At 75.0% G+C, this 9,356-nt stretch carries 9 protein-coding genes; 4 read left to right on the top strand and 5 right to left on the bottom strand.

Going from position 1 to position 9,356, the window contains the following annotated elements; translation table 11 throughout:
* The first annotated feature begins 44 nt into the window (after positions 1-44).
* Positions 45-1,145 (top strand): saccharopine dehydrogenase family protein, encoded by a 1,101-nt coding sequence (locus tag ACFSHS_RS13865; protein WP_376876987.1) that lies wholly within the window; start codon positions 45-47, stop codon positions 1,143-1,145.
* A complete protein-coding gene (locus ACFSHS_RS13870; protein ID WP_376876990.1) occupies positions 1,142-2,461 on the top strand; it encodes a glutamate mutase L in 1,320 nt (439 codons plus the stop codon). The genes ACFSHS_RS13865 and ACFSHS_RS13870 overlap by 4 nt, the downstream gene beginning before the upstream one ends.
* Here ACFSHS_RS13870 and ACFSHS_RS13875 read toward each other — a convergent pair.
* Both ACFSHS_RS13875 and ACFSHS_RS13880 read right to left on the bottom strand, forming a co-directional pair.
* Complete coding sequence (locus tag ACFSHS_RS13875; RefSeq protein WP_376876993.1) at positions 2,448-3,905, bottom strand: PH domain-containing protein; 1,458 nt, start codon at positions 3,903-3,905, stop codon at positions 2,448-2,450. The two genes, ACFSHS_RS13870 and ACFSHS_RS13875, sit on opposite strands and share 14 nt — an antisense overlap.
* Positions 3,902-4,414 (bottom strand): PH domain-containing protein, encoded by a 513-nt coding sequence (locus ACFSHS_RS13880; protein ID WP_376876996.1) that lies wholly within the window; start codon positions 4,412-4,414, stop codon positions 3,902-3,904. The genes ACFSHS_RS13875 and ACFSHS_RS13880 overlap by 4 nt, the downstream gene beginning before the upstream one ends.
* A gap of 24 nt (positions 4,415-4,438) precedes the next feature.
* On the opposite strand from ACFSHS_RS13880, the gene ACFSHS_RS13885 reads away from it, so the two are divergent.
* Positions 4,439-4,837, top strand: a complete 399-nt coding sequence (locus ACFSHS_RS13885) for a rhodanese-like domain-containing protein (RefSeq protein WP_376876999.1) — start codon at positions 4,439-4,441, stop codon at positions 4,835-4,837.
* A gap of 63 nt (positions 4,838-4,900) precedes the next feature.
* Here ACFSHS_RS13885 and ACFSHS_RS13890 read toward each other — a convergent pair whose 3' ends face one another.
* Genes ACFSHS_RS13890 through ACFSHS_RS13900 form a run of 3 tightly spaced genes read right to left on the bottom strand, consistent with a single transcriptional unit; the run spans position 4,901 to position 8,459 of the window.
* Complete coding sequence (locus tag ACFSHS_RS13890; protein ID WP_376877002.1) at positions 4,901-6,517, bottom strand: long-chain fatty acid--CoA ligase; 1,617 nt, start codon at positions 6,515-6,517, stop codon at positions 4,901-4,903.
* 42 nt (positions 6,518-6,559) lie between these two features.
* Positions 6,560-7,249 carry a DNA alkylation repair protein gene (locus ACFSHS_RS13895; protein ID WP_376877005.1) on the bottom strand — a complete coding sequence of 230 codons (690 nt, stop codon included), beginning with the start codon at positions 7,247-7,249 and terminating at the stop codon, positions 6,560-6,562.
* Position 7,250: 1 nt separating this feature from the next.
* Positions 7,251-8,459 (bottom strand): cytochrome P450, encoded by a 1,209-nt coding sequence (locus ACFSHS_RS13900; protein WP_376877008.1) that lies wholly within the window; start codon positions 8,457-8,459, stop codon positions 7,251-7,253.
* 142 nt (positions 8,460-8,601) lie between these two features.
* On the opposite strand from ACFSHS_RS13900, the gene ACFSHS_RS13905 reads away from it, so the two are divergent.
* The coding region (locus ACFSHS_RS13905) for a DUF5926 family protein (RefSeq protein WP_376877011.1) at positions 8,602-9,356 on the top strand (755 nt) is incomplete at its 3' end.

The following is a 9,356-nucleotide window of genomic DNA, read 5'->3' on the forward strand; positions in this document are numbered from 1 at the left end:
GGTGATCGTCACGCCCGGATCGGCCGGTGGATAGTGTCCGCCGGGTGACTGCGCGCATCGTCCTGCTCGGCGCGACCGGGTACACCGGGGCACGCACGGCCGAGGCCCTGGTGCGGCGTGGCGCTCGGCCCGTGCTGGCCGGCCGGGACCCGGAGCGGCTGGCCGAGCTCGCCGGCCGGCTGGACGGTCTGGAGACCGCGCGGGCCGACGTCACCGATCCCCGGTCGGTCCGGGAGCTCATCGGTCCTGGCGACGTCCTGGTCAGCACCGTCGGACCGTTCCTGCGGCTGGGCCGCGCGGCCGTGGACGCCGCTGTCGACGCCGGCGCCGTCTACCTCGATTCCACGGGTGAGCCGCCGTTCATCCGCCGGGTCCTGGAGGACGACGCCATCCGCGCGGCCGCCCGCGGCGCCACCCTCGTCCCCGCGTTCGGCCTCGACTACGTGCCGGGCAACCTCGCCGGGGCGCACGCCCTGGCCGAAGCCGGGGACCGCGCCCACCGGCTCGACGTCGGCTACGGCCTGGAGGGCACCTCGGGGCAGGCCTTCTCGCGCGGGACCCTCGTCTCGGTCATGGGCCTGTTGCTCGAGCCGGGCTTCGCGTTCACCGGTGGCCGGGTGGTGGACGAGGCCGCGGGCCGGCGGCTGTGGCGGTTCGAGGCCGGGGGGCGCCCGCGCCGGGGACTGTCGGTGGGCGGCTCCGAGCACCTCACGATGCCCCCGCTCGCGCCGCCCCTGCGCGAGGTCGGTGTCCACCTCGACTGGTTCGGCCCGCTGACATCGGTGGCCCACCGGCTGGCGCCGCTCACCGGGCTGGTGGGGCGGCTGCCCGGCTCGGCGCGGGCCGCGCAGCGGCTGGCCGGCGTGGTCGGTGCCCGGGTGGCCGAGGCGCCCTCCCGGGCGACGATCGAGCGGGCCCGCACGCACACCGTCGCCGAGGTGCGCGACGACAGGGGCGCGCGGGTCAGCCACGTGCAGGTCAGCGGACCCGAGGCGTACGGGCTCACCGCCGCGATGCTGGCCTGGGGCGCGACCCGGGCCGCCGAGCACGGGGTCCTCGCGACCGGCGCGACAGGGCCGGTGCAGGCGTTCGGCCTGGAGGCGCTGACCGACGGCGCCGCCGAGGCGGGGCTGGTCCGCACATGACGCTCGCCTGCGTCGACATCGGTTCCACGTTCACCAAGGCCGCGTTCGTCGACCCGGCCACCGGGCGGTTGCTGGCCACCGCCCAGGCGCCCACGACGCTCGACGACGTGGTCCGCGGCGTCCTGGCGGCGACCGCCGACCATCCGGACACCCCCGTGATCGCCTGCTCGAGCGCCGGTGGAGGGCTCCGGCTGGCCGTGGTCGGCTACGAGGAGCTGATCAGCGCCGAGGCCGGGCACCGCGCCGCGCTGTCGGCCGGCGCCCGCGTGGTGCACGTGGCGGCCGGCGTCCTCGACGCCCCCGGGCTGGCCGCGCTGCGCGACGCCCGGCCCGACGTCGTCCTGCTGGTGGGCGGCACCGACGGCGGGGAGGCCTCGGTCCTCCGGGCCAACGCGGCGGCCCTGGTCTCTGCGGCCTCGCTGCAGGGTCCCGGCGCGAGCGCGCGAGTGCCGGGGGGCAGCGGGGTCCTTCCGTGGTCCGTCCCGGTCGTGCTGGCCGGCAACGTCGCCGTCCGCGACGAGGTGGCCGAGGTGCTGCGCCGTGGTGGCCTGCCGGTGCACGAGGCGGACAACGTGCTGCCCGACATCGGCCGGCTGGCACCGGAGTCGGCCCGGGCGGCGATCCGCACCGTGTTCCTGGAGCACGTCATCGGCGGCGACCGGCTGTCCACGGATCCGCGGCTGCGCTCGTGGGTGCGGGCCGTGACGCCGGACGCCGTCCTGGAGGGGGTGACGGTGCTCGCCCGTGTGCTCGCCCCCGAAGCGGTCTCCGTCGTCGTCGTGGACGTCGGCGGGGCCACCACGGACGTCTACTGCGTCCCCGACCCCGACGCCGAGCAGGCCACCCTCGGCCGCGAAGCGGTGGGGATCCCGGCTCGCCGACGGACCGTCGAGGGGGACCTGGGGGTCTCCTGGAGCGTGGACGCGCTGCGCGTGGCGGCTGCTGTGGAAGGGCTGCCCGCGCCCGGCGACGAACCGCTGCACCTGGGGGAGGCCGCGGCCACGGTGGCGCTGCGCCGGCACCTGCGCGCCGAGGCCGGCTACGGCGCCGGAGGCGCGAGCGCCCGGTCGGCCGGGCTGGTCGTGCTCTCCGGCGGGGTGTTCCGGCATGCCGATCCGGCCGCCGTCGACCGGGTCATCGCGCGGGTGGCGGCAGACGCGGGAGGGGCCGGCAGCGTGCTGGGCGGGACACCGGTGGTCGTGGACCGCCGGTACGTGCTCGCCGCCGTCGGGTTGCTCGCCGCCGAGCATCCGGAGGGCGCCCGCGCGCTGGCCTCGTCGCTGCTCCGGAGCGGCGACGAGGTCACCGCTCCCTGAAGTCGGCCGCCCACGGCCCGGACGTCGCGGCGGCGGTGAAGTCGACGACGTGGTCCGCGGCCATGTCGACGGCGGCGTAGCCGCCCCGGCCGGCGCCCACGCACGCGACGACCGTGGCCAGGCCCGCCCGGCGCTGGAACGGTGACTGCCGCACCTGCCAGCCGACCACCGCCCGGCGCTGCAGCACGGCCTGCTCGCGCACCAGCCATCCGCTGCGGACGGTGAACGAGCGCGGCCCCGCGGCGTGCCCGAGGGAGGCGTAGCGGCCCAGGCCCAGCGGCACGCCGAGGGCGAGCAGCACGCCGCCCGCCAGGAGCACGCCCCACCAGCCCAGCAGCGGGGTGACCACCGCGCCGGCTGCGGTGACGAGCAGACCCGCCGCCAGCGCGCGGACCACCCGGCGCCGCCGGGCGGCCGGTGGGTGGGGGACCAGCGGGCCGGGGTCCTCGACCAGCCGGACGCCGAGCGCCAGGCCCTCCGCCCGCGGTCCCAGCGGCAGCAGCTGACCGCGGCGGGCGGCGTCACCGAGGCCGGTGACCAGCGCGCTCAGCCGCGCCGCACCCACGATGCGCATGCCCAGCCCCTCCGACAGGGCCCAGCCCCGGATCCGGTCGACCTCCAGCTCGGTGTGCCGGCGGGTCACCAGGCCCCGCACGGCGACGAGCGAGCCGCCCCGCCGGGTCAGCCGGAAGCGCCAGTTGACGACGGCGGCGCCGACGACCGAGCCCGCCGCCAGCAGCGCCAGCGCGGCGACCAGGGCCACGACCAGCACCTGCACCTCGGAGAGGTCGGGACCGTCAAGTTGGGGGCGGAGGCTCTCCGGCAGCTCCTGCGCCAGCCGGAACAGGGCACCGACCGCGGCCATCGGCACCGCCAGGTAGCTGCCGACCAGCGGGGCGTAGAGCAGCCAGCGGTTGTCGAACCGGGCGAACTCCTCCTCGGGCTCCGGCCCGGCCTCCTGCTCCGCGCCGGCCGCGGAGCGGGAGGTGAGGACGGCGGCGCGCAGCCGGTCCGCCTCGGCGCGGGGCAGGCCGTCGACGACCAGCTCCTCGTCCTTGCCGCCCACCGCCCCTGCCGCGGCGTCGATCCGCACCCGGACCAGCCCGAACAGCCGGTGCAGCGCCGGCGCCTCCACCTCGACGCCGCGGATGCGGTCGTTCGGGACGGTCCGCACCGAGCGCGACAGCAGCCCGCGGGCCACGACCACGGTGGTCGGCCCGTCCGCGTACGTGAACCGCCACCACGAGAGGGCGGCGGTGGCCAGGGAGAGCAGCGTGACGGCGACGGCCAGGATCACGACCGTCGTGACGCCGTCGCCGAGTCCGACGGCCGCGACGAGCGGGATGAGTGCCGGGACGAACTGCCGGGCCTGCCGGAAGGTCGCGGTGTGCACGAGCACGATCCGGGGCGACGTCCGTCGTCCCGCCGGGGTCGGAGCGGTCATGTTGCCTGGTCGCGGATCTGTTCCGCCCGGTGGGCGAGGTCGTCGGCCACCCGCCGGGCCACGTCGGCGTCCAGGTGCGGGATCTGGACGGTCCCCTGGCTGGACGCGGTGAGCACCGCCACGGTGGAGAGGCCGAAGAGCTGCTGCAGCACGCCGCGGGTGACGTCGACGGTCTGGATGCGCGAGATGGGCACCAGCGTCCAGGTGCGGGTGAACCAGCCGGTCAACGTGTAGACAGCCTCGGCGGTGACCTCCCAGCGGTGCACCCGGTACCGGAGCCACGGCTGCACGAAGATCGCGACGACCGCGTGCACGGTCGCGGCGATCGGGACGACCCACCGGAGCACGGGGACTGGCCCGCCGGCCGACGCGGGGACGAGGACCAGGAACAGCACGGAGAGGACGGCGTCGAGGACGGCCCCGATGACGCCGTGGGTGATCCACAGGCCGATGGCCGACCGGGACAGTGACCAGGCCGGCTCGCGGACGGGGACGCCGGTGGTGGTCATGGGCCAGGGCGGGTGGAGGACCGGGTGCAGGACATCGCGGTCATCCTCGCAGTGACCGGCACGGGTCCGGCGCGTGCCACGATGGAGCACGTGATGCCGCAGCAAGTTCCGACCGTCTCCGCCGCCGAGGTGCCCGAGGACGCCGTCGTCCTCGACGTCCGTGAGGACGACGAGTGGGTGCACGGCCACATCGAGGGCGCGACCCACATCCCCATGGGGGAGGTCCCGGCCCGGCTCGACGACCTGCCCGAGGGCGACCCGCTCTACGTCACCTGCCGCGGGGGCGGCCGGTCGGCGCGGGTGGCCGCGTGGCTCAACCAGAACGGCTACGACGCGGTCAACGTCGGCGGCGGCATGGGCGAGTGGGAGGCGGCCGGCCGGCCCATGGTGAGCGAGACCGGCCAGCCGCCCTTCGTGCGCTGACCAGCTTTCTGTACCGAAAGCTCCCGCGCCCGCGGCGGCTCTCGGTACAGAAAGCTCGATTCCTCAGGACTTCAGTTCGTACTCGGCGAACCTCGCGCGCAGGTCCTTCTTGGAGAACTTGCCGACGCTGGTCTTGGGCACCTCGTCGATGAACTCCACGGCGTCGGGCATCCACCACTTGGCCACCAGCGGCCGGATGTGGTCGAGGATGTCCTCGGCGGTCGCGGTCTGGCCCTCCTTGAGGACGACGCAGGCCAGCGGGCGCTCGTCCCACTTCGGGTGCGGGATGCCGACGACCGCGGCCTCCTTCACCGCGGGGTGGCTCATAATCGCGTTCTCCAGGTCGACCGAGCTGATCCACTCACCGCCGGACTTGATCAGGTCCTTGGTGCGGTCGGCGATCCGGATGGACCCGTACTCGTCCATCGCCGCGACGTCGCCGGTGCGCATCCACCCGTCCTCGGTCGTGAGGGTCACGCCGGCGTCGGGGTTGTAGTAGTCCTTCGCGCACCACGGCCCGCGCACCTGGAGCTCACCGGTGGCCTTGTCGTCCCACGGCTGCGGCTCGAGGGTGTCGGCGTCGACGATCCGTGCCTCCACCCCGAGGAACGGGATGCCGGCCCGGGCGCGCTGTGCCGCCTTGGTCTCGTCGTCGGCGTCCTGGTACCGGTTCGGCAGGACCCCGGAGGACGCGACGGGGTGGGTCTCGGTCATGCCCCACGCCTGCAGGATCGGCAGCCCGACCTGCTCGCGGTAGGCCTCGGACAGCGCCTTCGGGACGGCGGAGCCACCGCAGCCGATGTCGCGGAGCTTGTGCGGCTTGCCGGCCAGGTGGGGGAGCACGCCCTGCCAGATGGTCGGCACGCCGGCGGTGAAGGTGACCCCTTCCTCGATGATCAGCTTGGCCAGGTTCTCCGGCTGCATCATCGCGCCGGGCATCACCAGGGACGCGCCCGCGGCGGGCGCGGCCTGCGCGATGCCCCAGGCGTTGGCGTGGAACATCGGCACGACCGGCATCGCGACGTCGCGGATGCCCAGGCCGAAGGCGTTGGGCGCCATCACCCCCATGGTGTGCAGCCACGTCGAGCGGTGCGAGTAGACGACGCCCTTCGGGTTGCCGGTCGTGCCGCTCGTGTAGCACATCGACGCCGCGGCGTTCTCGTCCTCGACGTGGAAGTCGACCGGCTGCGCGTCGGCCAGCAGCGTCTCGTAGTCGAGGACGCGGGAGTCGTCGGGGATCTCGTTGTTCCCGCCGTCGTCCATGACCACGACGTGCTTGACCGTCTTCATCGTGTCGATGAGCGGCCACAGCAGAGGCAGCACGGTGCGGTCGACGAAGATGACCTCGTCCTCGGCGTGGTTGGCGATGTAGGTCAGCTGCTCGGGGAAGAGCCGCACGTTGAGGGTGTGCAGCACGCGCCCGGTGCAGGGCGCGGCGAAGTACAGCTCGAGGTGGCGGGCGGAGTTCCAGGCGAACGTCCCCACCCGGCCGTCGGCGCTGATGCCGAGCGTGTCCAGGACCCCGCCCAGCCTGCGGGTGCGCTGTGCCCACTCCGCGTAGGTCGTCCGGGTCACGCCTCCGGGGTTGTTGGTGACGATCGTGCCGTCGCCGTAGTGCTGCTCGACGTGGCGGAAGATCGCGTCGACGGTCAAAGGGAAGTCCTGCATCAGCCCGCGCATGGCCGCATCGTGCCAGTGACCGCGCTCACTATCCACCGGGAGTCAGCGCGGCGAGAAGGAGCCGATCCGGTCCAGCACGCGGGGACTCCGCAGCTCCCGCAGCGCGTCCTTCCCGACCCACCGGGCGCCCCGGTCCGCACGCCCGGCGAGCTCGACGGCGGTCTCGACGGCGCGTGCGTGCAGGCCCGGACCCCGCTTGCCGATCTGGCGCAGCGCCCAGCTCGCGCCCTTGCGGACGACCGGGCGGTCGTCGTCCGCGGTGCGGGCGACGTCGGTCAGGAAGGCGACGAACCGGGGATCGTCCGCCCGCTTGTCCGCCACCGCCAGGCCGGCCATGAGGGTGAAGCCGGCGCGCTTCACGAACGGCTCCGTGCGCCCCCTCCACTCCCGCGCCTTGTCCCAGGCCTGCGGGCAGTACCGGAAGAGGTTCTGGCAGACCTGGTCGCACAGGTCCCACGACGCGAAGTCGGCCGCCCACTGCTCGAACTGCTCGTCGTCGACCACGGCGGGGTCGTCGACCAGGCTCGCCAGGACCCGGGCCTCGGAGACGCCGGAGTCCCAGAGCGCCCCGGCCAGCTCGTGGTCGCGACCCAGCGTCTTCGCCAGGCCGCGGAGCTCGGCGACGGTCACGCCCCACACCTCGCCCGTCCCGATGCCGTAGCGGGCCATGCCCGGCAACCGGGACGGATCGGCCCGCGCCCGCAGCGCGGCCAGGACCTCGTCGGCGGACACGTCACGCGGTGAGGACGACCGGCAGCTCGGCCAGCCCCCGGATGACGAACTCCGGACGGCGCCGTGCGGGCCGCCCCAGCTCCAGGCGGGACGTCCGCGCCAGCAGGGCGCCGAAGGAGGCCTGCAGCTCGACCCGGGCCAGCGGCGCGCCGATGCAGAAGTGGACGCCGGCGCCGAACGAGATGTGCGGGTTCTCGGTGCGGCCCACGTCGAGGGTCTCCGGGCCCTCGAACACAGCGGGATCGTGGTTGGCCGACCCCAGCAGCGCCGCGATCTTCTGCCCCGTGCGCACCGTGACGCCGCCGATCGCGACGTCCTCGGTGGCGGTGCGCTCGAACAGCTGCAGGGGCGAGTCGAAGCGCATCAGCTCCTCGATCGCGGTGGGCAGCAGTCCGGGATCGGCCCGCAGCCGCTCCAGCTGGTCCGGGTGCTCCAGGAGGGCCAGCAGGCCGTTGCCGCTGACGTTGACGGTCGCCTCGTGGCCGGCGTTGAGCAGCAGGATGCAGGTGGTGACCAGCTCGTCCTCGGTCAGCCGGTCGCCGTCGGAGTCGCGGACGCCCACGAGGTGGGACAGCAGGTCCTCGCCCGGGGAACGGCGGCGCTGCTCGGTGAGCATGCGCAGGTAGGCCACGAACTCGGCGGCGGCGCGCTCGGCGGCGTCCTCGATCTCCGCCGTCCGGCCGTACTCGTACATCTTCACGATGGCGTTGGACCACGGCCGCAGCAGCGGCCGGTCGGCGTCGGGCACGCCCAGCAGCTCGGCGATCACGGCGACCGGGAGCTCCTCGGCCATCCCGGAGAGGACGTCGACCGGCTCGGCGCCGCCGGAGCGCTCGACCAGCCCGTCGACGAGCGTGCCGGCGAGCTGCTCGACCCACGGCCGCAGCCGCTCGACGTGCCCTCGGGCGAAGGCGGCGCTGATCAGCCGGCGCAGCCGGGTGTGGTCCGGCGGCTCCATCTCGAGGATCGCGTTGCGGTGGATGAGGTTGAAGCTGCCGAACCGCTCGGCCGGCTGCTTGTCGGTCCAGATGCGGCCCAGCCGCCGGTCGCGGAGGACGGCGTTGGCCTCGGCGTGGGTGAAGGCCAGCCACAGGCCCAGCCGCTCGTGCCACTGGACCGGCGCGACCGCGCGGGCACGGGCGAAGGCCGGGTAGGGGTCGCCGACGACCGCGGCATCGGTCAGGTCCAGGGGAGCGGCGGCCACGGTCACGCGGGGAGCGTATGGCCGGGCGTGGACGGGTGACGACGGCCCCGACGCCCGGAGTCTCCTGGCGAGGACCGGTCGGCGGCTGCCGGACAGGGAGCAGCGGGTAGCAGCCGGCCCCTGTGCCGGCCCACATACGCTGCTGCGCATGGCATCCCGCAAGCGCTCCTCCGTCGCCGCTCCCGCGCCCGAGGGCATCAACCCCAAGGCGCCGTGCTTCTGCGGCTCCGGGCGCCGCTACAAGCACTGCCACGGCTCCGGGTACGCCCCGCCGGTCACCCGGCCGTTCGAGGGTCTGCCGGGCGAGGTGGACTGGGTCGCCCTGCGGGAGCTCGTGCCCGCCGCGACGGCCAGGCTGCGCACCACCGACGGCCGGCAGGTCACGCTGGCCAGCGTGCTGCCCGGCGGGACCCCGGCCCTGGTGAGGGCCAACGGGGAGATCGTGCTCGCGGTCCAGCTGCCGACGTCGTCCGACGACGTCAGCCGCGATCTCGGTACCGCGCTGGCCGCAGCCCTCGAGGCGCCGGCCGGCGCGCCGGTCGACCCGGGTCCGATCGGCGCGGCGGGCTCGGCCGGCCCCCGGCTGCAGGAGCTGCTGGACCTCTCGGCGCCCTTCGAGGTGACCGTGCGCGACGACTTCGGCTTCTGGCTCGAGGGCACCGATCCGTCGCCGGCGGCGAAGGCGGGGCTGGAGCAGGCGAACGAGGCGATCCTGCCCACCGTGCGGCTGCCCGGACTGGAGGCGGCCTACTGGGTGCGGCCGGGCAACGAGCGGGCGCACCTGCGCTGGGTGCGGCCCGAGCCCGAGGAGAAGCTGCTCGACGCGCTGGCTCGGCTGTCGGCCTCGGAGCAGATCCTGCTCGGCGAGGGCACCCGCTACGCCGGCGCCTTCCGTGCGCTGGG

The sequence above is a fragment of the Blastococcus deserti genome (genome assembly GCF_042682525.1).
Lineage (GTDB): Bacteria > Actinomycetota > Actinomycetes > Mycobacteriales > Geodermatophilaceae > Blastococcus_B > Blastococcus_B deserti.